This window comes from Tessaracoccus terricola (genome assembly GCF_054776555.1).
This window is the reverse complement of the sequence record NZ_BAAHBS010000007.1, coordinates 146,437-172,731: the sequence shown is the minus strand read 5'-3', so window position 1 is coordinate 172,731 and position 26,295 is coordinate 146,437. Positions and strand designations below refer to the sequence as shown.

Annotated in this window: 23 protein-coding genes; 9 read left to right on the top strand and 14 right to left on the bottom strand. The window is 69.0% G+C overall.

The genetic code is table 11. The features are described 5' to 3' along the window. The first annotated feature begins 117 nt into the window (after positions 1–117). Complete coding sequence (locus ACYU7G_RS16725; protein WP_461109938.1) at positions 118–3,090, top strand: family 20 glycosylhydrolase; 2,973 nt, start codon at positions 118–120, stop codon at positions 3,088–3,090. A gap of 76 nt (positions 3,091–3,166) precedes the next feature. Here the strand turns inward: ACYU7G_RS16725 and ACYU7G_RS16720 are convergent, their stop codons facing one another. After that, a complete protein-coding gene (locus ACYU7G_RS16720; RefSeq protein ID WP_461109936.1) occupies positions 3,167–4,843 on the bottom strand; it encodes a ribonuclease J in 1,677 nt (558 codons plus the stop codon). A 37-nt stretch (positions 4,844–4,880) separates the two neighbouring features. Between ACYU7G_RS16720 and ACYU7G_RS16715 the strand changes: the two genes are divergently transcribed. Further along, positions 4,881–5,417 carry a GNAT family N-acetyltransferase gene (locus tag ACYU7G_RS16715; RefSeq protein ID WP_461109934.1) on the top strand — a complete coding sequence of 179 codons (537 nt, stop codon included), beginning with the start codon at positions 4,881–4,883 and terminating at the stop codon, positions 5,415–5,417. A 13-nt stretch (positions 5,418–5,430) separates the two neighbouring features. Here ACYU7G_RS16715 and dapB read toward each other — a convergent pair whose 3' ends face one another. From dapB to ACYU7G_RS16690, 5 genes are read right to left on the bottom strand one after another with little or no spacing between them, the layout of a single operon-like run. Further along, positions 5,431–6,171 carry a 4-hydroxy-tetrahydrodipicolinate reductase gene (gene dapB, locus ACYU7G_RS16710; protein WP_461109932.1) on the bottom strand — a complete coding sequence of 247 codons (741 nt, stop codon included), beginning with the start codon at positions 6,169–6,171 and terminating at the stop codon, positions 5,431–5,433. A gap of 29 nt (positions 6,172–6,200) precedes the next feature. Further along, positions 6,201–7,619, bottom strand: a complete 1,419-nt coding sequence (locus ACYU7G_RS16705) for a xylulokinase (RefSeq protein WP_461109930.1) — start codon at positions 7,617–7,619, stop codon at positions 6,201–6,203. Positions 7,620–7,655: 36 nt separating this feature from the next. Next, positions 7,656–8,654 (bottom strand): ABC transporter permease subunit, encoded by a 999-nt coding sequence (locus ACYU7G_RS16700; RefSeq protein WP_461109928.1) that lies wholly within the window; start codon positions 8,652–8,654, stop codon positions 7,656–7,658. Continuing rightward, positions 8,651–10,198, bottom strand: coding sequence for a sugar ABC transporter ATP-binding protein (locus ACYU7G_RS16695; RefSeq protein WP_461109926.1), 1,548 nt, complete (start codon positions 10,196–10,198; stop codon positions 8,651–8,653). The genes ACYU7G_RS16700 and ACYU7G_RS16695 overlap by 4 nt, the downstream gene beginning before the upstream one ends. Before the next feature lie 29 nt (positions 10,199–10,227). Then, on the bottom strand, positions 10,228–11,190 hold the full coding sequence (locus tag ACYU7G_RS16690) for a substrate-binding domain-containing protein (RefSeq protein WP_461109924.1): 963 nt from the start codon (positions 11,188–11,190) through the stop codon (positions 10,228–10,230). Between the two features lie 174 nt (positions 11,191–11,364). Between ACYU7G_RS16690 and ACYU7G_RS16685 the strand changes: the two genes are divergently transcribed. The 4 genes from ACYU7G_RS16685 to ACYU7G_RS16670 are packed head-to-tail and all read left to right on the top strand — an operon-like array spanning position 11,365 to position 15,495. After that, positions 11,365–12,345, top strand: coding sequence for a carbohydrate kinase family protein (locus ACYU7G_RS16685; RefSeq protein ID WP_461109922.1), 981 nt, complete (start codon positions 11,365–11,367; stop codon positions 12,343–12,345). Beyond that, positions 12,342–13,331 carry a LacI family DNA-binding transcriptional regulator gene (locus tag ACYU7G_RS16680; RefSeq protein ID WP_461109920.1) on the top strand — a complete coding sequence of 330 codons (990 nt, stop codon included), beginning with the start codon at positions 12,342–12,344 and terminating at the stop codon, positions 13,329–13,331. Before ACYU7G_RS16685 ends, ACYU7G_RS16680 begins: the two co-directional genes overlap by 4 nt. A gap of 8 nt (positions 13,332–13,339) precedes the next feature. Further along, entirely contained in the window at positions 13,340–14,338 is a 999-nt protein-coding gene (locus tag ACYU7G_RS16675) for a class I mannose-6-phosphate isomerase (protein WP_461109918.1), read from the top strand. Continuing rightward, positions 14,335–15,495, top strand: a complete 1,161-nt coding sequence (locus ACYU7G_RS16670) for a mannitol dehydrogenase family protein (RefSeq protein ID WP_461109916.1) — start codon at positions 14,335–14,337, stop codon at positions 15,493–15,495. Before ACYU7G_RS16675 ends, ACYU7G_RS16670 begins: the two co-directional genes overlap by 4 nt. Here ACYU7G_RS16670 and ACYU7G_RS16665 read toward each other — a convergent pair. The 3 genes from ACYU7G_RS16665 to rpsO all read right to left on the bottom strand — a co-directional run bounded on the left by ACYU7G_RS16665 (position 15,488) and on the right by rpsO (position 18,754). Further along, positions 15,488–15,916 carry a hypothetical protein gene (locus tag ACYU7G_RS16665; protein WP_461109914.1) on the bottom strand — a complete coding sequence of 143 codons (429 nt, stop codon included), beginning with the start codon at positions 15,914–15,916 and terminating at the stop codon, positions 15,488–15,490. The genes ACYU7G_RS16670 and ACYU7G_RS16665 overlap by 8 nt on opposite strands. Before the next feature lie 90 nt (positions 15,917–16,006). Further along, positions 16,007–18,217 carry a polyribonucleotide nucleotidyltransferase gene (locus tag ACYU7G_RS16660; RefSeq protein WP_461109912.1) on the bottom strand — a complete coding sequence of 737 codons (2,211 nt, stop codon included), beginning with the start codon at positions 18,215–18,217 and terminating at the stop codon, positions 16,007–16,009. 273 nt (positions 18,218–18,490) lie between these two features. Next, positions 18,491–18,754 (bottom strand): 30S ribosomal protein S15, encoded by a 264-nt coding sequence (gene rpsO, locus ACYU7G_RS16655; protein ID WP_461109910.1) that lies wholly within the window; start codon positions 18,752–18,754, stop codon positions 18,491–18,493. Positions 18,755–18,962: 208 nt separating this feature from the next. On the opposite strand from rpsO, the gene ACYU7G_RS16650 reads away from it, so the two are divergent. Next, entirely contained in the window at positions 18,963–19,439 is a 477-nt protein-coding gene (locus ACYU7G_RS16650) for a GNAT family N-acetyltransferase (RefSeq protein ID WP_461109908.1), read from the top strand. A 6-nt stretch (positions 19,440–19,445) separates the two neighbouring features. On the opposite strand, the gene ACYU7G_RS16645 is transcribed toward ACYU7G_RS16650, so the two are convergent. After that, entirely contained in the window at positions 19,446–19,559 is a 114-nt protein-coding gene (locus tag ACYU7G_RS16645) for a riboflavin kinase (protein ID WP_461109906.1), read from the bottom strand. Between the two features lie 399 nt (positions 19,560–19,958). Between ACYU7G_RS16645 and ACYU7G_RS16640 the strand changes: the two genes are divergently transcribed. Continuing rightward, positions 19,959–20,375, top strand: coding sequence for a hypothetical protein (locus ACYU7G_RS16640; RefSeq protein ID WP_461109904.1), 417 nt, complete (start codon positions 19,959–19,961; stop codon positions 20,373–20,375). Positions 20,376–20,504: 129 nt separating this feature from the next. Further along, complete coding sequence (locus ACYU7G_RS16635; protein WP_461109902.1) at positions 20,505–21,158, top strand: hypothetical protein; 654 nt, start codon at positions 20,505–20,507, stop codon at positions 21,156–21,158. 24 nt (positions 21,159–21,182) lie between these two features. On the opposite strand, the gene ACYU7G_RS16630 is transcribed toward ACYU7G_RS16635, so the two are convergent. From ACYU7G_RS16630 to infB, 4 genes are read right to left on the bottom strand one after another with little or no spacing between them, the layout of a single operon-like run. Then, entirely contained in the window at positions 21,183–22,067 is an 885-nt protein-coding gene (locus ACYU7G_RS16630) for a bifunctional riboflavin kinase/FAD synthetase (protein ID WP_461109900.1), read from the bottom strand. A 22-nt stretch (positions 22,068–22,089) separates the two neighbouring features. Then, positions 22,090–22,953 (bottom strand): tRNA pseudouridine(55) synthase TruB, encoded by an 864-nt coding sequence (gene truB / locus ACYU7G_RS16625; RefSeq protein WP_461109898.1) that lies wholly within the window; start codon positions 22,951–22,953, stop codon positions 22,090–22,092. Next, positions 22,950–23,387 carry a 30S ribosome-binding factor RbfA gene (rbfA, locus tag ACYU7G_RS16620; RefSeq protein ID WP_461109896.1) on the bottom strand — a complete coding sequence of 146 codons (438 nt, stop codon included), beginning with the start codon at positions 23,385–23,387 and terminating at the stop codon, positions 22,950–22,952. Before rbfA ends, truB begins: the two co-directional genes overlap by 4 nt. A gap of 32 nt (positions 23,388–23,419) precedes the next feature. Then, positions 23,420–26,269, bottom strand: a complete 2,850-nt coding sequence (gene infB, locus ACYU7G_RS16615; RefSeq protein WP_461109894.1) for a translation initiation factor IF-2 — start codon at positions 26,267–26,269, stop codon at positions 23,420–23,422. Positions 26,270–26,295 lie beyond the last annotated feature (26 nt).

The window sequence follows — 26,295 nt, the reverse complement described above, 5'->3', positions numbered from 1 at the left end:
CCGCTCACCGACCCTTTGCACTTGGGTTCACGCGAGCGGACTTCGCGCCCTTCGATCCTAGACTGCCGAGGTCACAAGATCATCGATGACCTTTGTCAAACCCTGATTGGAGCCTGAATGCCTACAGGAACCAGACCCCGCAACCTGGCTGCCGCCATCGCCGGCGCGGCGCTCCTCCTCGGGCTGGCGCCCGGGGCGGTGCCCGCCGAGGCCGCACAGAACCTGGGGCTGAACCGACCCGTCACCGCGTCCGGGCAGGAGTCCGGATTCGCACCGACGCGCGCCTTCGACGGCGACGCCGGGCCTGAGGACCCGACCCCGCCGGCCGTGCACAACGACCCGGCCGCCTCGCGCTGGTCCGCCGGCACGGCCGACGGTGACAGCGCCTGGATCGCCGTGGACTTCGGCGCGCCCGCCACCCTCGAGTCGGTGGAGGTCCGCTGGGGCAACACGTATGCCACCAGCTACTCCCTCCTCGGTTCGGCCGACGGCCAGAACTGGAGTGAACTGGAGACCGAACTGGCAGGCGCCCGGGGGCAGTGGACCACCGTCGAACTCGAGGCCGATGGGGTGCAGCACCTGAAGCTGCAGATCCAGGGCAAGTCCCAGGAGTGGCCGCTGTCGATCTGGGAGATCGAGGCCAACGGTGAGCTCGAGGAACCAATCACCGAGCCGTTCTCCGTCCCCGTCGTCCCCAAGCCGGCAGCCGCGGTCGAGTCCGGGCTCGGCGAGTTCCAGTTGACCACGGACACGGCGGTCGCGGCCACCGGGGAGGCCATCGCGGTGGCCGAGGGCTTCGCCGAGACCCTGCGCACCTCCACCGGCTTCGAGCTCCCGGTGGGGGCAGCGGGCGAGGTCGAGTTCCTGCTGGACGCCGAGGCGGGCCTCCCCGCCGAGGGCTACACCCTCACCTCCGGCAGCGACGGCGTCACCGTGACTGCCTCGACGCAGGCCGGGCTCAACTACGGTGCGGTGACGCTGCTGCAGCTGCTGGGTCCGTGGGCCCGCTCGGCCGAACCCGTCGCCGCTGACTGGACCGTGCCCGGCGTGGAGATCACCGACGCCCCCCGCTACGAGTGGCGCGGGTTCATGCTGGACGTCTCCCGCTCGTTCTTCCCGAAGGACGAAGTGCTCACGATGATCGACCAGATGGGCCAGTACAAACTCAACGTGCTGCACCTCCACCTCTCCGACGACCAGGGCTGGCGGATCGCCATCAGCAACGAGGGACGTGTCGAGGGCGACGACATCGACTACACGCTCCTGACCAGCGTCGGCGGCCAGACCGCAGTCGAGCAGGCCGCCTGGACCGACCTGCCCGGCCGCACCGGCTTCTTCACCGCCGAGGACTTCGCCGAGATCGTCGCCTACGCCGACGCCAGGCACATCGCGATCGTCCCGGAGATCGACGGCCCCGCCCACGCGCAGACGATGCTGCACTCCATCCCGCAGCTGAACTCCGAGAACAGCTTCCCGAAGCCGGCCGCCGGCGAGGACACCGCCCCGCACAACCCCACCACGAGCGTCGGTGAGTCCACCCTCGACGTGCACAACGAGTACACCTACATGGCCATCAACCATGTGCTGGGCCAGCTGGTGGAGGCCAACAGCACCCTGGTGGCCGACGGGCGCTACCTGCACATCGGCGGCGACGAGTCCTTCAGCACCAGCCACGCGGACTACCTGACCTACATCGACAGGGTCTCCGACATCGTCACGGACCTCGACGCCACCCCGATGGTCTGGAACGAAGCGGCGAACAGCTCCACCACGGAGCTGCCCGACGGGACGGTCATCCAGCTGTGGAACGGCGGCCTCAACGCCAACGCCAAGGCCCTCGTCAACAAGCGCGGCGGCAAGGTGGTGCTCTCCCCCGCCAGCAACGCCTACCTCCCCCAGCGCCCCGGCACGGACATGAACGGTGTCGCATGGGCGTGCGGCGCCACCGGTGGCGCGTGCGGGATCAACGCCTTCTACAACTGGAACCCCACCACCTTCGCCGGGGTGCCGGAGGAGCGCGTCTTCGGAGTGGAGGCTCCGATGTGGGGCGAGCACACCCGCAGCCTCACCTCGATCGAGTACATGATCTACCCGCGCCTCATGGCCACGGCCGAGGTGGGTTGGACCCCGCAGGCACAGCGCAGCGAGGCCGACTTCCGCGAGCGGCTGGGTGCGATCGGTGCGAGCCTGACGATCCAGGACCGCAACTTCTACCCCACCGACGGCAACTGGAACACCGACGTCGCACCGCTCGTGCGCGACGAGGTGGCGGCCGAGGCCGTCGTCGGTGACATCGCGGTGGCGTCGATCCCCCGCACGGAACTGGACGGGGTCTCAGCCGAACTGGTCCTGGACGGCGAGCAGGTGCCTGTCGAGGTGTCGGTGGAGCGCGAACTGGCCTACAACCCCGACAAGTTCGACTACCGCCACGTCAACGGGCTGTTCCGGGTGACCCTCGAGCAGGCCCTGCCCGCCGGCGCCCACACCGGCACCCTCGACGTGACGGCCCACGGCGAGACCGTCTCCGTGCCCGTCAGCATCCAGGTCGCGGCCGAGGACCCGGACCCCACGGAGGAGCCCACGGAACCGACCGAGGAACCCACGGACCCCACCGAGGAACCCACGGACGAGCCCTCCGAGGACCCCACCCAGAAGCCCACCGACGAGCCGTCGGAGCGGCCCTTCAGCGTTTACACCACGCCGGGACTGCACTTCCACAACGGTCGCCACTGGTCCACCACTTGTGAGGCCTACTCCGTCACGGAGCGCTGCCGCACCGAGATCTGGGCCACGACGGTCCACGTCGAGGGCGGGCGGTTCGTGAAGGAGAACAAGTGGGTGTTCAACAACCTCACCTACCTCCCGAGCTCCCGCAGCGTCTGGGCGGACAACCCGCTGGGCAACGAGGGGCGCTGGACCGCGGCCGACGGCAGGCAGTGGACCACCGACTGCGACAGCGCGACCACCGGCCGCAATGGCTGCCGCAGCTACACGCTGGCCAGTGTCGTGGTCTCGACGCAGACCGCGTCGGGCTGGACCTACGCCGTCAAGGACGAGTGGGTGTTCAACAACATCGTGCTGTTCAGCTGATCGGCTGACCAAGTCAGGATGCAAACACCGCCCGGGCCGATCGGCCCGGGCGGTGTTGTCGTTGGGGTGCGGCGGCTCAGGTGGTGACCACGACCGGCACGATCATGGGGCGCCGGCGCAGGCGCTTGGAGACCCACGCCCCCATCACCCTGCGGGTGACCTGCTGCAGGCGGTAGGTGTCGTCGACACCCTCCTTGAGCGACTTGATGAGCGCCTCGGCCACCTGGCGCCGGACGTCGTCGAAGACCGAGGGGTCCTCGGCGAAGCCCCTGGCGTTGATCTCGGGTCCGCTGATGAGTTCCTTGTTGTGGAGGCTCACCACGGACACGATGGAGATGAACCCCTCCTCGCCCAGGATCATGCGGTCGGTCAGGGACTCGGAGATGTCACCCACCGTGGAGCCGTCCACGAAGATGTAGGAGGCGTCGATGCGGCCCACCTTGCGAGCCCTGCCCTTGGCGAGGTCGACGGCGTCGCCGTCCTCGGCGACGATCACGCGGTCCGCGGGCACTCCGGTGGAGATGGCGAGCTTCGCGTTGGCGATCAGGTGCCTGATCTCGCCGTGCACCGGCATCACGTTCTTCGGGGTGAGAATGTTGTAGCAGTAGAGCAACTCGCCCGCCGACGCGTGACCGGAGACGTGCACCAGGGCGTTGCCCTTGTGGACCACCTGGGCCCCGAGCTTGGACAGGCCGTTGATGACGCGGTAGACCGAGTTCTCGTTGCCGGGGATCAGCGAGGACGCCAGCAGCACGACGTCACCGGGGGCTACCTCGATGACGGGGTGCTCCTTGTTGGCGATGCGGCTGAGCGCGGCGAGCGGCTCACCCTGGGACCCGGTGGAGACGATGACCACCCGGTCCTCGGGGTACTTGTCGATGTCCTTGAGCTCGATGAGGGTGTCGGCGGGGACCTTGAGGTAGCCGAGTTCGCGGGCCGTGGCCATGTTGCGGACCATCGAGCGGCCGACGTAGACCACCTTGCGGCCGTGCTTGACGGCCATGTTGAGCACCTGCTGGACCCGGTGCACGTGGGAGGCGAAGCAGGCCACGATCAGCTTCTGGCGGGCCTGGTCGAACACCCGGGCGATGGCGGGCTCGACGTCCTTCTCCGGCGTCGTGAAGCCCGGCACCTCGGCGTTGGTGGAGTCGCTCATGAACAGGTCGATCCCCTCCTCCGCGAGACGGGCGAAGGCGCGCAGGTCCGTGATGCGGCCGTCGAGGGGCAGCTGATCCATCTTGAAGTCACCGGTGTGGAGGACAGTTCCGGCGGCGGTGCGGATGGCGACGGCGAGCGCGTCGGGAATGGAGTGGTTCACGGCGATGAACTCGAAGTCGAACCCACCCTGCTTGAGACGCTCGCCCTCCTTGACCTCATTGAGGACGGTGTTGCGGATCCGGTGTTCCTTGAGCTTGTTGCGCACCAGCGCGAGCGTCAGCTTGGAACCGTAGACGGGGATGTCGGCGCGCTTGCGCAGCAGGTAGGGCACCGCGCCGATGTGGTCCTCGTGGCCGTGGGTGAGGACGAGGGCGACGATGTCGTCCAGCCGGCCGTCGAGGTAGTTCAGGGCCGGCAGGATCAGGTCCACGCCGGGGTGCTGGTCCTCGGGGAACAGGACCCCGCAGTCCACCAGGGCGATCTGGCCGTCGATCTCGAAGGCCGCCATGTTGCGTCCCACGTCCCCGAGGCCTCCCAGCGGGATGACGCGCAGGGTTCCGGGCTTCAGCTTGGGCAGAGTCTTCGAATCAGTCACTGGGTCAGCCTAGTCCACAGGGCATACACTGGCCCCCATGCCTGTTCCAGACTCAGTCCGTCTCGCCATGCCCGCGGAAGCCGTGGACGTCGCCCGGCTCCAGCGCAGGGCGTGGGGCGCCAACCCCGTGATGGCCCGGGCACTGGGTGAGATCAGCGCCGACGAGACCGTGCGTGCTTGGCACGAGGCCATCGTGAAGCCCCCGCTGGCCCACCTGCGGGTGCTGGTGGCGCAGGCCTCCGGCATGATCGTCGGGTTCGCGGTGACCGGCCCCAGCAATGACCCGGACGCCTCCCCCACCGACGGCATGATCGCCGAGTTCGTGGTGGACGAGGACTCCGTCGAGGACGGGCACAGCTCGCGCCTGATCAACGCCGCCGTGGACACGCTCCGCGCGGACGGTTACGAGGTGGCCACCACCTGGATCCCCACCGACGCCGACGAGAAGCGCCAGTTCCTCGTGGAGTGCGGCTGGGCCACCGACGGCGCCCACCGCGAGGTGGGCACCGAGGACGGTGACGACGCGGGTGCGCTGAAACTGCTGCGCCTGCACACCGACATCAAGCAGGACTGAACCGCCGGGATCCTCAGATCCCCAGCACGCCCTCGATGCCCTCGGTGAGTCCGGGGGCCGCCACGACGTGGCGCACGGCGGCCACCACCCCGGGCATGAAGCTGGCCCGGTCGAAGCTGTCGTGGCGGATGGTCAGGGTCTCCCCGGCAGCACCCAACAGCACCTCCTGGTGGGCGACGAGTCCCTGCAGGCGGACGCCGTGGACGTGGATGCCGTCGACGACGGCGCCGCGCGCGCCACCGTCGTGGACGGTGGCATCCGGGACAGGCCCGAGCTCCGCCGCGGCCCGTGCGGCCGCAACCTTCTGTGCCGTGGTGGTGGCGGTGCCCGACGGAGCCTCGGCCTTGCCGGGGTGGTGCAGTTCGACGATCTCGACACTGGGGTAGAAGGGTGCCGCGAGGGCGGCGAACTTCATCATCAGGACGGCCCCGATGGAGAAGTTTGAGGCGATCAGGACCCCGACCTCAGGGTGTTCGGCGCACAACGCACGCACGCGGCCCAGGCGCTCGGCGTTGAAGCCGGTGGTGCCGACGACGAGGTGGATGCCGTTGGCGAAGGCCCACTCGATGTTGTCCATGACCGCGTCGGGGTGGGTGAAGTCCACCACCACGCGGGCGTCGCGTAGGTCGTTGCGGTCACCGTCGACGTCGACGCCGCCGACGAGGACCATCCCCTCGGCCTCCTCGACCGCGCGGCCCACCTCGCTGCCCATCTTGCCGCCGATTCCAAGGACCCCGACCGGGATGTCACCCATGCTTGCCGCCTCTCGCGTTGACTGCGGCCCTACTCGGACCACTTCCTGAACTCACGGTACCGCGCCAGGATCGACGGGTCGTGGTCACCGCCCAGCCGCTGGGCACCCTCGGCGTCCCACTGCGGCGGCGTGTCGCCGCCGGCGAGGATCCACGCCGCCTGTCGGGCGGCCCCGCGGGCCACGTACTCGCCGGGGGTGGGCACGACGACGTCCGTCCCGAAGATCGTGGGTGCGAGTGCCTGCACCGCGGCCGAGCGGGCGGCGCCGCCGGTGAGGACCACCTCGTTGATGTCGACGCCGTGGACCTTGATGGCCTCCATGCCCTCCGCCAGCAGCGTGAGCAGGCCGTTGAACGCGGCGCGGGCGAGGTTCTCCCTCGTGAAGTTGGCGTAGGTGAGGCCGTGCAGGCCCGCGGTGGCGTCGGGAAGGTTGGGAGTGCGCTCGCCACCGAAGTAGGGCACCAGCACCGCTCCCCCGGCGTCCGGGCCAGCAGCCAGCGCCAGGCGGGCGAGTTCGTCGTGGTCCACCCCGAGCACGCGGGCCGCGGCGTCGAGGATCTGTGCACCGTTGAGCGTCACGGCGAGGGGCAGGTAGCGTCCGGTGGCGTCGGCGAAGCCGGCCACCAGTCCGCTGGGGTCCTTCACGGGGGTGTCGCTGACGACCCCCACCACGCCGGAGGTGCCGAGGGAGACCGAGGTCATGCCGGGTGCGAGGCCCAGCCCCAGCGCCGCGCCGGCGTTGTCGCCGCAGCCGGGGCCGAGTGCCGCGCCGCCGCCGGCCAGTCGCCCGACCACCTCGCTCGGGCCTGCCACTCGCGGCAGGGTGATGCCCGACGGGTCGCGACGCAGCGCGAGTTCGAGGAGTTCCGGCAGGTAGGAATTGCTCGCGGAGTCGAAGTAACCGGTGCCCGAGGCGTCGGAGCGGTCGGTGACGAGGTCCGCGAGGGTCGTGGAGCCGGAGAGCTTCCAGGTGATCCAGTCGTGCGGCAGACAGACCGCGGCCACCCGGTCCAGGTTCTCCGGTTCGGCGTCGGCGAGCCAGCGCAGCTTCGTGACCGTCAGCGACGCCACCGGGACGCTGCCGATACGCTCCGCCCAGGCCCCCCGTCCGGCGGCGACGTCGCCCGACCCCAACTCGTTGACGAGGTCGGTGGCCGCGGCGCCGGAACGGGTGTCGTTCCACAGCAGCGCATCCCGGACCACCTCCCCGTCGGCGTCCAGGCACACCATGCCGTGCTGCTGGCCCGAGACACTGACGGCCTCGACGTCGTCGAGCCCGCCCGCCTCCTCGATGGCCTGCTGCAGGGCGGTCCACCAGGCGGCGGGTGCCACCTCGGTGCCGTCCGGGTGCTTCGCCCGGCCCTCGCGCACGACGGCGCCGGTGGCTGCGTCGCACACGAGGACCTTGGACGACTGGGTGGAGGAGTCGATTCCAGCTACGAGAGTCATGTCACCAGATTAGGGTATGTCAGAAACAAATCAGGCTCAGGTGCCGGACTTGCTGAGACGACGGAGGCTGTCGATCGCGACGGCCAGCACGATGACCAGGCCCTTGACGATCAGCTGGTAGAAGAACGGAACGTTCATCAGCACCAGACCGTTGGACAGCACACCGATGATCAGCGCACCGACGAGCGTGCCGAGGATGCGTCCGCGGCCACCCATCAGCGAGGTGCCACCCAGGACGACGGCCGCGATGGCGTCGAGCTCGTAGCTCTCCCCCGCCGTGGGCTGTGCGGAGAGGACTCGGGCGGAGAAGATGATTCCCGCCAGGCCGGCCGCGGCACCCGCGAGGGTGTAGACCCAGGCAAGGACGCGCTTGACGTTGATGCCCGCGAGCCGGGCGGCCTCGATGTTGCCGCCGACGGCGTAGACGTGGCGCCCGAAGGTGGTGCGCTCCAGGATGAACCAGAACACCACGTAGACGATCACCATCACCACCACCGGCGTCGGGATCCCCGCGATGGCGCCGTTGCCGATCCCCCGGTACCCGAGGTCGGAGGCGATCAGGGGCTGGCCCTCCAGCAGGGAGTAGGCGATGCCGCGCAGGTAGGTCATGGAGCCCAGGGTGACGATGAAGGCCGGCAGCGCGAGCCACGCCACGAAGGCACCGTTGATGAAGCCCGCGAAGGCGCCCACCAGGATGCCGCCGAGCACCGCGAGCACCGACGGGGTGCCGGAGACGAACAACAGCACGCCGGCGACGCCGGAGACGGCGAGGATGGAACCGACCGAAAGGTCGATGCCGGCCGTGATGATGATCATCGTCATGCCGGCGGCCAGGATGGCGTTGATCGAGACCGAGCGGGCGACGTTGAGGCCGTTGTCGATGCTGAGGAAGTTCGGGGCCATGATGGCCATGAAGGCGCACAGCAGGATCAGGACGGCGAAGATCCCGACCTTGTCCCACCAGTAGCCCAGATTGGCCAGGGCCTTGCGCGCCCCGGGAGAAACATTCGTTGCTGCAGCGGTGTCGGTGCTCATGCGTCGTTCCTTGTGGTGTCGTCGGCGTAGACGCCGGTTGCGTGTTCCATGACGCCCTCCTCGGTCGCGGAGGGGGCGTCGAGCTCGGCCACCAACTGGCCCTCGCGCATGACGAGGAGGCGGTCGCTGATGCCGAGTGCTTCGGGAAGGTCGGAGGAGATGACGAGCACGGCGGTGCCGGCCTGGGCGATCTCCTTGATGATGCGGTAGATCTCGCTCTTGGCGCCGATGTCGACGCCCCGGGTGGGCTCGTCGAGGATCATCAGCGAGGGGCGCTCCAGCATCAGGCGCCCCAGGACCAGCTTCTGCTGGTTGCCGCCGGAGAGGCTGCGCGACTCGGTGGCCTGCGAGGCGGTCTTGACCCGCAGTGAGTCGAAGATCTCGGTTACCTTGGAGCGCATCTTTCGGAAGTTCAGCACTCCTGCCGAGGAGTAGTTCGCGAGGGTGGACATGGCGGTGTTGTCACGCACCGACATCTCCAGGAACAGGGCCTGGTCCTTGCGGCTCTCCGGCAGCATGCCGATGCCCTTGGCGATGGCGTCCTTCGGGTTGCGGATCCGGAGCTCCCGGCCGTCGAGGACCACGGAACCGGATGCGATCCGGTCCGCCCCGTACAGGAGCCGGCCCACCTCGGTGCGGCCGGCGCCGATCAGGCCCACCATGGACACGATCTCACCGCCGCGCACGTCGAAGGAGACGGGGCCGATGGCCGCGCCGTCGGTCAGGTCACGGACCTCGAGCCGCACCTCACCCAGGGCGTGGCGCTCGTGGCCGTAGAGGTCGTCGACGTCGCGGCCCACCATCATCTTTACGATGTCGTTGGGCTTGACGGCGTCGGGGCCCGTGGCGCGCATGTCCCGCGTGCCGACGAGCTGGCCGTCGCGGAAGACGGTGACCCTGTCGGCCAGGTCCCAGACCTCCTCCATGCGGTGGGAGATGTAGATCAGCCCCATGCCCCGTTCCCGCATCTCGCGGATGAGTTCGAACAACTGGTTCGACTCACTGGTGGACAGCGCGGCCGTGGGCTCGTCCAGGACGAGAACCTTCACGTCCTCGGCCATGGCCCGGGCGATCTCCACCATCTGCTGCATACCGACGCTGAGGCGGCCGATGGGGGTCTTCGGGTTGATGTTGGTGGCGCCCACGTGGTCCAGCTTGTTGCGAGCGTCCACCAGCATCTGGCGCCGGTTGAGCACGCCCGCACGGTTGGGCTCGTTGCCCACCGCGAGGTTCTCGGCGACGGTCATCTCGGGGAACGTGTTGAGTTCCTGGTGGATGATCCCGACGCCGGCGGTCATGGCGTCGCGGGGCGACGCCATGACCACCTGCTCGCCGAGCATGTGGATGGACCCGGCATCCGGCGTGTAGTTGCCGGAGATGATCTTCATGAGTGTCGACTTGCCGGCGCCGTTCTCACCCATCAGGGCGTGCACTTCACCGGGTCTCAGGTCGAAGCTCACGTCGTTGAGGGCCTGCGTGGCCCCGAACCGCTTGCTGACGCCGCGCACCTCGAGCAGGGGCGCCTGCGTGACTACTTCACTCATGGAAGATCCTTCCGTCCGGACTCAGTGGATCACCAGCCGGCGTACTCGCCGACGTTGTCGCGATCGATGAGAGTCGGGTTCAGGAGGGTGACCCGGTCCTCGGGCGCGTTGCCTGCGATGATCTCGACGCCCACCTCGTAGGCCTTGGCGGCCATGCCCGCGGGGTCCTGGGCGGGGGTGGCCCAGAAGTTGGAGTTCTCGTCGTTCAGCGCGGTGACGGCCTCGGGGGATCCGTCCACACCGGTGATGACGATACCGTCACGGCCGGCCTGCTGGACGGCGAGGTCCGCACCGAGGGCCTCCGGGTCGTTGATGGCGAAGATGCCCTGGACGTCGGAGTTGGCGGTCAGCATGTCCGTGGCCAGTTCGAGGCCGGAGGCGCGGTCGTTGTTGCCGGCCTGGCTGGCGAGGACGGTGACGTCCGGGTTCTCGTCGAGCACCTCGTGGCAGCCCTGGACGCGCTCCTGCGGCGCGGTGGTGGGGGTGCCCTCGATGATCAGGATGTTGCCCTCGCCACCGATCTTGTCGATCAGGGCCTGGCAGGACTGGCGCCCGGCCTCGACGTTGTCCGTGGTGACCGCGGCGTCCGCACCGGAGGCGTCCACGTCCACGGCCACGACGACGATGCCCGCGGCCTGCGCACGCGCCACGGCGGAGGCGATGCCCTCGCTGTCCACGGCGTTGAGCAGGATCAGGTCCATGCCCTGCTGGATGAACGCGTCGATCTGGTCATTCTGTGCGGCGAGGTCCTGGCGGCCGTCCTGGACGTTGATCTCGAAACCCTCGGACTCGGCGAGCTCGGTCATGGACGTCTGCATGGCCGCGAAGAACGGGTTGGAGATGTCCTGCAGCATCAGGCCGACCTTCTCGACGCTGCCGTCGCCTCCCTCACCGGGAGTGTTGTTGTTCTCGTCGCCAGTGGTGCACGCCGAAGCAAGAAGCGTGACGGCGGCTGCAGCGGCCACGAGGGCCTTGCGTGCGGTGAACTTCATTGTGTTCCTCCGTGTTGTGATGCCGGTTGGGGGTACTCCACGAGCGCCGGCACGCGTTCTCCTCGTTGAGCAGGGGTCAACAGTAAGACACCTGGGACAACGTTGTCTAGAATGGTCCCGAAGTGAGACGATTCCGTTACACGGCTTGCAAGGAAGCAACGAAGGAGAATCACGATGAAGGTCCTGGTGGCGGGTCACTGCTGCGTCGACATCACACCTGTGCTGCCCGGCACCTCCCCCGGGATGGAGCCGGGGATCCTGTACGCGGTGGGTCCCCTCAGGTTCAAGGTGGGCGGTTCCGCACCCAACAGTTCCGGAACCCTGCAGGCGCTGGGGGCCGACGTCGAGCTCGCCGTCAGCATGGGCGACGACGAACTCGGCCACATCTGTCGGCAGCAGCTGGACGAGCGGGGCACCAAGCTGCACTGGACCAGTTCCCCCCTGGCCTCCTCCTACAGCATCGTCGTGGAGCACGGCTCGCACGACCGGACGTTCTGGCAGCACGAGGGCTCGAACGCCACCTTCGACCCGCGGGACCTGGACCTGGACGCCATCGCCCCTGACCTCCTGCACTTGGGCTACCCCTCGCTGCTGCCCCTCACCTGCACCGACCCCACCGTGATGGCGGACGCGTTCGCCTCCGCCCGGGCTCGGGGCATCACCACTTCCCTGGACCTGGCGCACGTCAGCGAGGACTCGGTCGCCTCCAGGGTGGATTGGGAGGACTGGTTCACCCGGACTCTCCCCCACGTCGACGCCTGCTCCCCCAGTTGGGACGACGTCTCCAGCGCGCTGGGAACCCACGCCGAGGCCACCCGGGAGCGGCTCGAGGAGACTGCCGACAGGCTGCTCGGTTGGGGCGCCGCGGTGGTGAGCCTGTCCGCGGGCAGCCTGGGATTCGTCCTGCGCACGGCTCCGGCCGAGCGACTGCGCGCCGGCGGACGGGTGCTGGCCCGTGTGGCGGACACCTGGGCGGACCAGCGGCTCTGGTTCCCCGCCGAGCACGTGGCCGATCCCGCCACCACGGTGGGCGCCGGGGACGCCCTGACGGGCGGCCTGCTGTTCGCGCTCACCCGCGGGATGGACCCGCAGGAAGCCGGCAGCTTCGCGCGCACCACCGTCGGTCGACACCTGAGGCAGGTTCCCCTCGCATGAAGCAGTCCCCGGCGAAACGCGCCACCATCACCGACGTCGCACGGGAGGCGGGTGTCAGCCTGAAGACGGTCTCCCGCGTCATGAACGGTGTGCAGACGGTGGACGCGAAGATGCGCGAGGACGTGCTGGCGGCCGCCAAGCAGCTCGGCTACCGGCCCCACCGCGGCGCCGCGATGATGCGCTCCGGCCGCTCCTACATGGTGGGCATGATCATCCGTGACATGACCAACCCCTTCTACTCGACCGTGGCGGCGGGGGCCGCCGACGAGGCCGAGGAGCACCGGTGCCTGCTGATCACCTGCAGTTCCGAGGGCTCGCCCGAACGGCAGGAGCAACTGGCCGAGGCAGTCTTCGCCCAGCGCCCCGCCGGGCTGCTGGTCACCCCCACTCGCGGCACCGGCGGGACCATCGCCGCCGAGGTGGCGATGGGAACTCCGGTGGTCGCGGTCGACGAGTACCTGGACGGCCTGGTCGTGGACAGCGTCAGCTTCGACAACCGACGCGCCGCCCGGGGAGCCGTCTCGACGGCGGTACGGATGGGCAGGCGTCGCTTCGCGGCCCTCAGCGACTCCGCCTCCCTGGCCACGATGCCCTTGCGGGTGGCCGGTGCGACAGAGGCCCTCAAGGAGAACGGCCTGGCCTTCGGGCAGGGCCATGTCCTCACCGACATCCACACCGAGCCGGAGGCCCGGGCCGCTGCGGCCCGCCTGCTCTCGGTGGCCGAACCCCCCGATGCCATCTTCTGCGCCAACAACGTCTCCGCGATCGGAGCCGCCGCCGAGATCCACGAACGTGGACTCGACGTCGCGATCGTCGTGTTCGACGAGTTCCCCCTGAGCCGCACCCTCCCCTTCCCGGTGGTCGCCGTGGACCACGACGACCGGGAGATGGGCAGGGCCGCGGCCCGACTGCTGTTCCGACGGATCGCCGAACCCGGCCGCCCCATCGAGAACGTGATCATCCCCACCACCCTGCGAACCCACTGAGGAGCAACATGACCCCCGAACCCATCGTCCTGCCCGCCAACCAGCCCGCCGACCGCTTCTACGCCGGCGGCCGGCAGATCGCGGAGTTCCGGGGGGACGTCCACGACGGCGGCAACACCCCCGAGGACTGGGTGGCCTCCACCACCTGCCTGTTCGGCGAGGCGCGTCTGGGCCTGACCCGCCTGCCCAGCGGTGAGCACCTGCGCGAGGCCGTGGCGGCGGACCCCGAGGGCTGGCTGGGGGCGGAGCACGTCGCCCGCTGGGGCGCCGACACCAAGCTGTTGACCAAGCTCCTCGACGCGGGGCAGCGCCTCCCGGTCCACATCCACCCCGACGGCGCCTTCGCCGGTCGCCACCTCGGGCACGCCCACGGCAAGACCGAGGCCTGGCTGGTGCTGCGGCCCGGGACCGTGCACCTGGGCCTGCGTCGTGAGGTGTCCCCCGAGGAGTTGGCGCGGCTGGTGGCCGAGCAGGACACCGCCGCCCTGCTCGACGCGTTGCACCCGGTGGCGGTCGAGGCCGGCGACGCCGTGTTCGTCCCATCCGGCTTCCCGCATGCCATCGGCGAGGGCATCCTCCTGGTGGAGGTGCAGGAGCCCGAGGACCTCTCCATCCTGCTGGAGTGGGAGGGCTTCGCGCTGGACCCGGAGGCCCCGAAGGACCTCGGGCTGGGCTTCGAGCTCGCGCTGCAGGCCACGGACCTGCGGGTCCGCAGCACCGAGGAGATCGAGTCCCTCGTGGTGCGCGGCGGCAAGGGCTCCGCGATGCCCGATGCCGCGGCTCCCTACTTCCGGGCGCACTGGGTGGGGGCCGGTGCGTTGGAGCAGGGCTTCGCAGTGGTGGTCATCCTCGAGGGCGAGGGCACGCTGGACTGGGACGGGGGCTCGATCGAGGTCTCGCGCGGGAGCACCGTGCTGCTCCCCCACGTCACCGCCACCACCCTCACCGGCGAACTGCGCGCCGCCTGGTGCCGTCCCCCGGCCCCCGACGCCCCGGACGCAGCATGAGCGGCACCGGGCGCAGCGTCGTCGTCTTCGGCGCCGGCGCGGTGGGGCGCGGGTTCATCGGCGAGATCTTCTCCGACGCCGGGTGGCACGTGACCTTCGTCGACGCCGACCCCGAACTCGTCGCCGCCCTGCGCTCCGGCTCCTACCCACACGACACGGTGGCCAGTGCGGGCACCGTGCGCAAGTACGTCACTGGATGCACCGCCGTCGCCGCCCAGGACCCGGACGCGGTCCGACAGGTGGTGGCGGGGGCGGACGTGGTGTTCACCAGCGTCGGGGTGCGCAACCTGCCGCGCGTGGCCCCCGCACTCGCGGCCGGGCTCGCCGACCGGGCCGCCGCATCGGGCGCCCCGCTCGACGTGTTCCTCGCCGAGAACGTCCACGACGGCGCCAGCCTGGTGCGGGGTCTGCTGGCCACCGAACTGGCGACCCTGGGCGCGGACGCCGAGGCCGTCCTGGCCGAAGTGGGCGTGGTGGAGTGCTCCATCGGACGCATGATCCCGGTCCCCACCCAGGCACAGCGACGCGAGCACCCGGCGCTGGTGGCGGTGGAGCCCTACCGCAGCCTCCCCTTCGACGTCGCGGCCTGCCGTGCCCCCGTGCCAGAGCTTTCTGAACTTCTCGGCAACCCCGAGGTCGACTTCGAGTTCTACACCGAGCGCAAGCTCTACGTGCACAACCAGGGTCACTGCGCCACCGCCTACCTCGGGGCACGGGCGGGCCACACCGAGATCGGCGCGGCCATCGCGGATCGCGAGATCCTCGAGCAGGTGCGGGCCGCGATGTACGCCCCGGCCCGGGCGTTGGCCCGCAAGTACGGACAGCCAGAACACGAGTTGCTCGCCCACGCCGACGACCTGCTGGGGCGGTTCGCGAACAACGCCCTGCACGACACGGTGGAGCGCGTGGGGCGTGACCCCGAGCGCAAGCTGCAGCCGGGTGAACGGTTCCTCGGGGCGCTGGCCCTGTGCAACCGGTGGGACGATCCCCGTCCGGTGCTGCCGGGCATCGTGCTGGGCCTCGAACAACTGGCCGCAGCCGGCGGCGGGGCCGAGGGCGTGGGTGCCGTGATCGAGCGGGTGTCCGCGATCAACCCAGAGCTCGGCGCCATGTTGGGCGACGAGCTGCGGGCACTGCGGGGGCGGGACCTCAGTTGAAGCCGTGGAGCAGGATCGTGCTGCCCACGTTGACCAACGTCATGACAACCACGTAGGCACCGACCCCGAACCCGACGCCGGCGGCCCCCTTCGCGGCACCCGGCTTCCGCAGCCCGACGATCCCGAGGACCATCGCCAGCAGGGCGAACGCGACCGCCCCGAGGTTGAACCAGCCGCTGACGGCTCCCACGACCCCGAAGTTCCCGTTCCCAACGATCGAGTGGAACACGAACTGCCCGATCACCTGGATCACCACGGTGACCACTGCGAGACCCAGGGCGGCCCTGCCCTGCGGGTTGTCACCGGAGCCGCTCCCTGCGGGCGACACCTCGTACATCCCGGGGCCGGGCGGAGGTCCGCCGTAGCGGCCGAGGGATTGCGGTTCGTTCCCGGAACTCTGGTTGGACGGGTACTGGCTCATGGGAGCCAACTCTGTCATGTCCGGGGGGCATGCAAGAGGCGGGCCACCCCGGATGGGATGGCCCGCCTCTTCATCGGTCGGTGAGTGGACTCACTCGTCCTCGGGGGTCTCCTCGTCGCCGCCCTCGATGACGGGGACCAGGGAGAGCTTGCCGCGGTCGTCGATCTCGGAGATCTCAACCTGCAGCTTCTGCCCGACGCTGACGACGTCCTCCACGTTCTCCACGCGCTTGCCACCGGCGAGGTCGCGGAGCTTGGAGATGTGCAGCAGGCCATCCTTGCCCGGGAGCAGCGACACGAAGGCACCGAAGGTCGTGATCTTCACGACGGTTCCCAGGTAGCGCTCGCCCTTCTCGGGCATGGTCGGGTTGGCGATCGCGTTGATCATCGCCATCGCCGCATCGGCCGACTCGCCGGTGGTGGCACCGACGTAGATGGTGCCGTCGTCCTCGATGGAGATGTTGGCGCCGGTGTCGTCCTGGATCTGGTTGATGACCTTGCCCTTGGGGCCGATGACCTCGCCGATCTTGTCCACCGGGATGCGCACCGAGATGATCCGAGGTGCGTACGGGCTCATCTCGTCGGGGACGTCGATGGCCTCGGCCATGACCTCGAGGAGGGTGTGACGGGCCTCGCGGGCCTGCAGCAGGGCCTTGGACAGCTCCTCCGACGGGATGCCGTCGAGCTTGGTGTCCAACTGGAGGGCCGTGATGAAGTCCTTGGTGCCGGCCACCTTGAAGTCCATGTCACCGAGGGCGTCCTCGGCTCCCAGGATGTCGGTCAGGGCGACGTACTTGGTCTCACCGTCGACGTCCTCGCTCATGAGGCCCATGGCGATACCGGCGACGGCCGCCTTCAGCGGCACACCGGCGTTGAGCAGGGACAGCGTCGAGGCGCAGACCGAGCCCATGGAGGTGGAGCCGTTGGAGCCGAGCGCCTCGGAGACCTGGCGGATGGCGTAGGGGAACTCCTCGCGACGGGGCAGCACCGGGGTGATGGCGCGCTCGGCGAGTGCGCCGTGCCCGATCTCGCGACGCTTCGGCGAACCGACGCGACCGGTCTCACCGGTGGAGTACGGCGGGAAGTTGTAGTTGTGCATGTAGCGCTTGGTCGTCTCCGGACCGAGGGAGTCGATCTTCTGCTCCATGTCCAGCATGTTCAGCGTCGAGACACCCAGGATCTGGGTCTCGCCGCGCTGGAACAGTGCGGAGCCGTGGACGCGCGGGATGGTGGCGACCTCGGCGGACAGGGTGCGGATGTCACGCGTGCCGCGACCGTCGATGCGGACACCCTCGGTGAGGGTGCGGTGGCGCACGATCTGCTTGGTCAGCGCCTTCAGGGCGGCGGAGACCTCGTTGGTGCGCTCGGGGAACTTGTCCGCGAGCTGCTCGGTGACGTCCTGGCGGATGGCGTGGGTGGCGTCGTCGCGGTCCTGCTTGCCGACGATGGTCATGGCCTCGGCCACGCGTGCGGAGGCGAGCTCCTCGACGGCTGCGAAGACGTCGTCCTCGTAGTCGCGGAACACGGGGAAGTCGAAGGTCTCGCGCGGCAGCTTGGCGGCGAGCTCGGACTGGGCGTCACACAGGACCTTGATGAAGGGCTTGGCCGCCTCGAGGCCCTGGGCGACGATCTCCTCGGTCGGCGCAGCAGCGCCGCCCCGGACGTTCTCCCAGGTGGCGTCGGTGCCGCCGGCCTCCACCATCATGATGGCGACGTCACCGTCGGCGAGGACGCGCCCGGCGACCACCATCTGGAAGGTGGCGGACTCGACCTGCTCGACGGAGGGGAAGGCCACCCAGGTGTCGTCGATGAGAGCGACGCGCACGCCACCGATCGGGCCCGAGAACGGGAGACCGGCGAGCTGGGTGGACATGGAGGCGGCGTTGATGGCCACGACGTCGTAGAGGACGTTCGGGTTGAGCGCCAGCACGTTGACGACCACCTGGACCTCGTTGCGCAGGCCCTTCACGAAGGCGGGGCGCAGCGGGCGGTCGATCAGACGACAGGTGAGGATCGCGGCCTCGCCCGGACGTCCCTCACGACGGAAGAACGAGCCGGGGATGCGGCCGGCGGCGTACATGCGCTCCTCGACGTCGACCGTCAGCGGGAAGAAGTCGATGGAGTCGCGAGGGGTCTTCGCGGCGGTGGTGGCGGCGAGCAGCATGGTGTCGCCGTCGATGTAGACGGAGGCCGAGCCGTCGGCCTGCTGGGCGAGCAGCCCCGCCTCGAAGCGGATGGTGTGCTTGCCGTGGGCGCCGTTGTCGATGACGGCTTCGGAGAATTCGAGACCTGGTCCTTCCATGGACAGGCTCCTTTCAGTGAGTGTGCGCTGCCGCCCACCCGTGCGGGTGGGGACCGTCACGTCCACCGGCCTTCGATCGAGGCCCGCGGGGGCGATCGCTCGCACCCGAAGGCCACTACCGAGGACCAGATGAGACCGTGCGGCGGACAGCACTGGGTTCGGTTCGGTGTTCAGTTGTGGGTTTGCGCTCTCAGCCTAGCGTGAGCGCACCGGAGGCCAGTCCCCGAGATTCGGGAACTGGCCTGCCGGGATTGCTGGGATTGTGGATTGCGATCAGCGACGCAGACCCAGACGGGCGATCAGCTCGCGGTAGTGCTCCACGTCGGCCTTGGCGACGTAGTTGAGCAGACGGCGGCGCTGGCCGACCATCAGCATCAGGCCGCGGCGGCTGTGGTGGTCACCCTTGTGCTCCTTCAGGTGCTCGGTGAGGTGAGCGATCCTGGCGGTCAGCAGGGCGATCTGAACGTCGGGCGATCCGGTGTCACCCGGGACGGTCGCGTACTCTTCGATGATCTTCTTCTTCAGCTCAGCATCCATCTCGGGATCCTCTCGGTCGCTGCACGGCGCTCCACTCGCGGGTGCTGTCGGAGCACTTCTTGGGCCGTGGCCGATCAAACGGCAACCTGACAACATTAGCACTTCGCCGCTTCCGTTCCCAACCGGTGGCCCCGGGATCCCGCCGGGGGCTGCTTGGCGCTACTGTTGGTGCACCACCCCTTTGTACCCGGAGAATCCAGGAGCAGTAATGGCCATCGTCGTCCGTCGTGCCGAGGAAGCCGACCTGCCCGCACTGCGTGAGATTCAGGCCCGGCCGGACCTCAACCTCGTGGACAAGCACTTCGAGGCGCAGTCCGCGGGTCTGCTGGTGTTCGCCGTGGCCTTCGACGGTGACGAGCCCATCGGCTCCGCACTGCTGGACCTGGACTCCGAGATGACCCCGGAACTGCGCAACATGTACGTCGTCCCGGGTGCGCGCCGCAAGGGTGCCGGACGAGCACTCTCCCGCTGGATCGAGGACCAGGCCCGGGAGGCCGGCCACACTGCCGTGTTCCTTGCCGTGGACCCGAACAACGAGAAGGCCGTACCGCTGTACGTTTCGCTGGAGTACCACCCGACTGGTGAGCACCTGTTCGTCGAGACACCCGACGTCGCGCAGGTGACCGAGGAGTCCGAGGCCAGCCAGTACTACGCCATCTACAAGAAGTCGCTGACGGCCCGCTGAGCAAACTCAGGCGACGCCGAGCATCTCCTCGGCGCGCTCCACGTCGAGTTCCATCTGCTCGATGAGCGCCTCCACGCCGGTGTACTTGACCTGGCCACGCAGTCGAGCGACGAACTGCACGACTCCTCAAAGGTCGAGGTCCGCCATCCGGTCGACATCCTGCGCTGGATAGACGTTTCAAGACACGCTCTGCGCCCAACAGGCCGCCGAGCCAACAAAACTGGGTCCGTTCGTACCCAACAACCTGCTGGGTTGTGATTTTCCACCACGGCGACTGCATTCCCTCATACAGTGTCAGCATTCCGACCAACATCCGAGCAACGGACCCGTTCAGAAAGCAAACCCATGGCACGGAAATCTACGAGCACGCTGACCCTCGCCACGCTGGCGGCGGTCCTCCTCGTCCTGCTGATCCCACACTCCTCTGCACGCGCTGATGCTGGGAGCCCGCCTGAGGAACTAAAGTAGATCCGAGTTTCACCCGAGGAGGAATCAGCGCTGACGCAAGGAGACGACTCGGTGATGGACAAGTACTATGACTCGGAGCAAGGACTGATGCAGCCCATGGTCAGCTTCGAGGCAAACCCGGACGGCTGCCTTTTGAACGCAGCGGATGTCCACTGGAGGAAATCCACCTCTAACATTGGATACAAACCAACAGTCAAATGCGACCGTAGGCCGCTCGCCGTCTCCCTCTCCAACCACCTTCAGAAGTATATGGTTCTTGGCTGGTGGAAGACGGAGTGGAGTAACACCTATCCGCTGACCAGCAATAATCTGAACGTAACCACTTGGAAAGCAGGATACACTTACAAGGCCATTGACAAGGAGTGCGACAATAGCCTCTCTACGCGTTGGAGAGGACACACGTCGTCTACCATGAAGGCAACGAATGGTTCGACGTACTACGCGCGACTACAGCACTCACATCTTTGAGGCAAAGTGCGGGACCTGAGCACAACACACTCCATGCCCTTGCTCGGTGCACTACTCGAGCTCTGCCCGGGGCATGGGCCCCGCGCATGGCAACGCGCTCTGGGTGAGATCGTCGACGAGCTGCCTCCCATGGGTTCCAGAGATTGGCTTCCAGACCGAAGGTTCACCCTGTTAGAGCTGGTCTCGCTCATCCCCGACGATGTTCTGGTCGGCTGGACACTGCCGTTCGGCGGTACCCAAGTGGAGGTGTCCCACACGGAGCGATTCGTCGAGCGCTACACCGCCCCGGTCGGCAACGGCCCGGATGACGCTCTGTGGTGGACCACCCCCACACAGGGGAGCACGCGCCGAAGGGTCCTGACCACTACCCGCGGGCCGTGGCATCGGGCCCCCTGTGTCGAAGCGTTCGGGACTGAGGACAGCTTCTGGGACACGTCGGACGGCCCGGCACACTGGCGGACGATTGAACCCACCTTTGATCCCGTACTTTACGAGATCGATGGCCCCCCGGCCTGGAGATCACTCGTGGAAGCCTACCCCAGACGGCTCGAGGACCCCAGCCCGTCGAACGCTGCCGGTTCATTGGCCAACTGGTTCGGCGATCCATTCTACGTTCCTGACTGGGCCAAGGTGTCCTCAGACTTCGACGCCGTGCACCTCACCCAACTGGGTTACGTGACCACCGCGTACGCGCCCATTCCCTGCCGCGGCGGCACGACCTCGGTGTGCGGCTGGGGACCCGACCTGACCGCATGGCTGCGGCACCCGAGCCCTGGCGCCTGACGCCACGGAACGCCGGACGTTCCTTCACACGACGCCGAGGATCTCCTCGGCGCGCTTCACGTCGAGTTCCATCTGCTCGATGAGCGCCTCGACGCCGGTGTACTTGACCTGGCCGCGGAGACGGGCGACGAACTCCACCGTCACCTCGACGCCGTAGAGCTCGAGGTCCGTCTCGCCGATGACGTAGCTCTCCACGCGCCGGTCCACACCGTCGAACGTGGGGTTGGACCCCACCGAGATCGCAGCCGCACGTCGCACGCCGTCCTCGGCCGTCAACCAGCCGGCGTAGACGCCGTCGGCGGGCACGGCCATCTCGTCCCCGACGCTGAGGTTCGCGGTGGGGAAGCCGAGTTCGCGGCCCCGCTGGTCCCCCATCACGACGACGCCGCGGAAGGTGAACGGCCTACCCAGGTGGGTCAGCGCCTCGGAGACGTCGCCCGCCTCGAGCGAGGTGCGGATCAGACTGGAGCAGGTGACTGACTCCCCCACGGCCTCCAGGGACAGGGGAACCACCTCGAAGCCGTGCTCCCGACCGAGCTCGGTGAGGGTCCCGACGTCACCCTTGGCGCCCTTGCCGAAGCGGAAGTTGTCTCCCACGACGACACGGGCGGGTTCCAGCGGCAGCACGTAGGTGTCGACGAACTCGGCGGGGCTGAGCGAGGACACGGCGGGGGTGAAGTTGATGACCCGCACCTCGTGGGCGCCTGCCTGCTTCAGCAGTTCGATGCGGTCCGGGAGGTCGGTCAGCATCCTCGGTGCGCGGTCGGGGCGCAGGACGCTGACGGGGTGGGGCCAGAAGGTGATCACCACCAGTGGCAGCGCACCGTCGCCGACGGCCTCGGTCAACACCTTGCGGTGTCCACGGTGGACGCCGTCGAAGTTGCCGATGGCCACGACGCTCTGGTTCACACTTCCTCCAGTTGGCAAGGGGTCAGACGAGCACGGCGAGCGGCTTGGAGCCGTCACCGTCGCGACGATACAGGGCCAGCAACTCCCCCGCCGGGGAGATCATGCCGGTGACCTCGGCGGGCACCGGCAGTGCCAGGGGGCGACCGTAGCGGATGTCGGTCTCGGCGGCGTCGTCGACCTCGATGCAGGGGAAGCTGCGGCGGGCACCTTCGGCCATGGTCATGAGCTCGGGCGCCTCGTCGCCGAGGGTGACCGCGGCGTCGACGTCGTAGCCGCCGATGCGCGTGCGCCGCAGGCTGGTGAGGTGGCCGCCGACGCCGAGGGCGGCGCCGAGGTCGCGCGCGATGGCGCGGATGTAGGTGCCGCTGGAGCACTCGACGTCCAGGTCCACGTCGAGGACACCGACACCGGGGCGGGTGGCGAGGACGTCGAGTCGGCTGACCTCCACCTCCCGGGCCTTGAGCTCCACTTCCTTGCCCTCCCGGGCGAGCTTGTAGGCGCGCTGGCCGTTGACCTTGATGGCCGAAACGGAGCTGGGGACCTGGGAGATGCGGCCGCGCAGCGGCGCCACGGCCGCTTCCAATTGGTCTGCGGTGATTGCCTCGGCGGGCGCCACGGCAGTGACCTCGCCGTCGGCGTCATCCGTGCTGGAGGACTCCCCCAGCCGGACGGTTGCCAGGTAGCGCTTGTCGTGCAGCGCGAGGTGGCCGAGCAACCGGGTGGCGCGGTTCACGCCGAGGATGAGCACGCCGGTGGCCATGGGGTCCAGGGTCCCGGCGTGACCGATCTTGCGGGTACCCAGGAGCCGACGCAGGCGGGCCACCACCTGGTGAGAGGTGGCGCCCGCCGGCTTGTCGACCACGACGAGACCGGAGGACTGCGTCACTCCTGCTCGCCGGACTCGGCCCGGGGCTCCCGGTAGGGGTTGGACTCGCCTGCGTAGGCAGCGCCCTGCGCCCGGGCCGCAGCCTCGGCGTCGCTGGCCTGGACCCTCGCGAGCAGGTCCTCGATGTTCTTCGCCACCTCGGAGGTGGCGTCGAGCACGAACTCCAGCGTGGGCGTGAACTTCATGCCCAACTGCTGGCCGACCGTCGAGCGGAGCATGCCCTTGGCGGACTCGAGGGCGGCCGCGGTTCCGGCGCGCTCCTCCTCCTCACCGAGCACCGTGTAGAAGGCGGTGGCCTCCCGGTTGTCACCGGTCAGCCGCACCTCCGTGATGGTGAGGAACCCCATGCGGGGGTCCTTCACACGGCGCTCGATCGTGGAGGCGAGAATCACCTTGATCTGGTCTGCGAGTTTCGCATTCCTCGGGTTGGGCATGGGGTTATCCCTTCGCGGACGGAGACGGGCGGTCAGGACCGCTCGCGCTCCACCATCTCGTAGGTCTCAACGACGTCACCGATCTTGATGTCGTTGTAGTTGTTGAGGGTAAGACCACACTCGAAGCCCTCGCGGACCTCCGTGGCATCGTCCTTCTCGCGGCGCAGCGACGAGATCGAGGTGTCCGCGATCACGACGCCCTCGCGCAGGAGGCGCGCCTTCTGGTTGCGCTTGATGGCACCGTCGGTGACCATGCAACCCGCGATGTTTCCGAACTTGGAGCTGCGGAAGATCTCGCGGATCTCTGCCTGGCCACGGATCTCCTCGGCGAAGATCGGCTTGAGCATGCCCTTGAGGGCTGCCTCGATCTCGTCGATGGCGGAGTAGATGACCGAGTAGAAGCGGATGTCCACGTTCTCGGAGTCGGCCATCCGGGCAGCGTGCTGCGTCGGGCGGACGTTGAATCCGATGATGACGGCCTTCGAGGCGGCTGCCAGCGAGACGTTGGTCTCGGTGATGGCACCCACGCCGCGGTCGATGACTCGCAGGGAGACCTCTTCGCCGACGTCGATCTTGGACAGTGCGTCCTCGAGGGCCTCGACGGAACCGGCGCCGTCGCCCTTGAGGATGAGCAGCAGCTCCTGCGTCTCGCCCTTCTCGAGCTGCTCGAACAGCTGGTCGAGGGTCTTGCGACGGGAACCGGCGGCCTGCTGCGCGGCGCGCATGCGGGCAGCACGCTTGTCCGCGATCTGGCGGGCCATGCGGTCATCGTCGACGACGAGGACGTTGTCACCCGCACCGGGCACCGACGTCAGGCCGAGGACCTGCACCGGACGCGACGGCTCGGCCTCGTCCAGGTTGTCCCCGGTGTCCGAGATCAGCGCGCGGACACGGCCGTGGGCCGAACCGGCGACGATGGAGTCGCCGATGCGGAGCGTTCCGCGGTGCACCAGCACCGTGGCCACGGGGCCGCGGCCCTTGTCGAGGTGGGCCTCGATGGCCACACCCTGGGCAGGCATGTCCGGGTTGGCACGCAGGTCCAGCGCGGCGTCCGCGGTCAGGACGATCGCTTCCAGCAGGTCGTCGAGGCCCTGGCCGGTGGCGGCCGAGACGTCGATGAACTGCGTGTCGCCGCCGTACTCCTCCGGCACCAGGCCGAACTCGGAGAGCTGGCCGCGGACACGCGTCGGGTCAGCCGTGTCCTTGTCGATCTTGTTGACCGCCACCACGACGGGCACGTCGGCCGCCTTGGCGTGGTTCAACGCCTCGATGGTCTGCGGCATCACGCCGTCATCGGCTGCGACCACGAGCACCGCGATGTCCGTGGACTTCGCACCGCGGGCACGCATGGCGGTGAACGCCTCGTGGCCCGGGGTGTCGATGAAGGTGATGGCGCGCTCGGAATCGTCGACCTCGGTCTCCACCTGGTAGGCGCCGATGGCCTGGGTGATGCCGCCGGCCTCCTTGCCCGCCACGTTGGACTTGCGCAGGGCGTCGAGCAGGCGGGTCTTGCCGTGGTCGACGTGACCCATGACGGTGACGACCGGCGGACGGGACTCGAGGTCCTCCTCGTCGCCGAGGTCCTCGCCGAACTCCAGGTCGAAGGACTCGAGCAGCTCGCGGTCCTCGTCCTCGGGCGAGACGACCTCGATGTTGTAGTCGAGTTCCGCACCGAGCACCTCGAGGGTGTCGTCGGCGACGGACTGCGTGGCGGTCACCATCTCGCCCAGGTGGAACAGCACCTGCACGAGCGATGCCGCGTCGACGCCGATCTTCTCGGCGAGGTCCGTCAGCGAGGCGCCGCGGCGCAGGCGGACCGTCTGGCCCTCACCCTTGCGGACGCGCACGCCACCGATCGACGGGGCCTCCATCTGGTCGAACTCTTGCCTGCGCTGCTTCTTGGACTTGCGTCCACGACGACCTCCGGCGCCACCGCGACCGAAGGCACCCTGGGTGCCACCGCTGCGACCACGGCCGCGGCCGCCGCCACCCATGGGCGGACCGCCGAAGCCGCCGCCACCACCGGGACCGCCGCCACCGGGACGACCGGGACCGCCGCCACCCGGACGGCCGCGACCGCCGCCGGGGCCACCACGGCCACGGGCGGGCGCGCTCGAGCCGAGCTGGGCGGACTGCTGCTTGGGCATCATGGCCGGGTTCGGGCGGGGCATTCCGCCCGTGCCACCCGGACGGGGCATGCCGGTGCCGCCGGCACCGCCGGGAGCACCCGGGCGTGCGCCGGGGCGCTGGTCACGACCCTCGGGGCGACCGCCACCCTCGGGACGACGGCCGGGACGCTGGGTCCCCATTCCCTGCGCCGGGGCGAACGGGTTGTTGCCGGGACGCGGGCCGCTGGGCTTGCGCCCGACCGTGCCGGGCGTGGGTCCGCCGGGACGGGGCGCCGGACGGGCCGCGCCACCGGGGCGCGGGGCCGGGGCCGAGGACGACGGGGCCGGACGGTCCGCGCTGGGACGCTCGGCCTCGGCCGGCTTCGCGGCCGGCTTGGGTGCGGGTGTCGGGGCCTTGGGGCCGGGACGGGCACCGGGCTTGGGACCGGCGGCGGGCTTCGGGGCCGCCGAGGTCACCTCGCCCTCGTCGGACCTGACGGGCGCACCGGGGGTGGCGCGAGGACCGGCGGGCTTGGCCGGCTCGGCCTTCTTCTCCGCGGCAGGCTTGCCGGCCGGGGCTGCCTTCTTGGGCGCCTCGGACTTGGCTTCTTCAGAGGGTCCGCTGAGTGACTCCCGCAGGCGGCGCACAACGGGCGCCTCCAACGTGGAGGATGGGCCGCGAACGTATTCGCCCATCTCGTTGAGCTTGTTCAGAAGCTCCTTGCTTGTGATCCCGATCTCTTTGGCGATCTCGTGGACGCGAGGCTTGGCCACTACTCTCCTTCACGGCCCAGACCCCA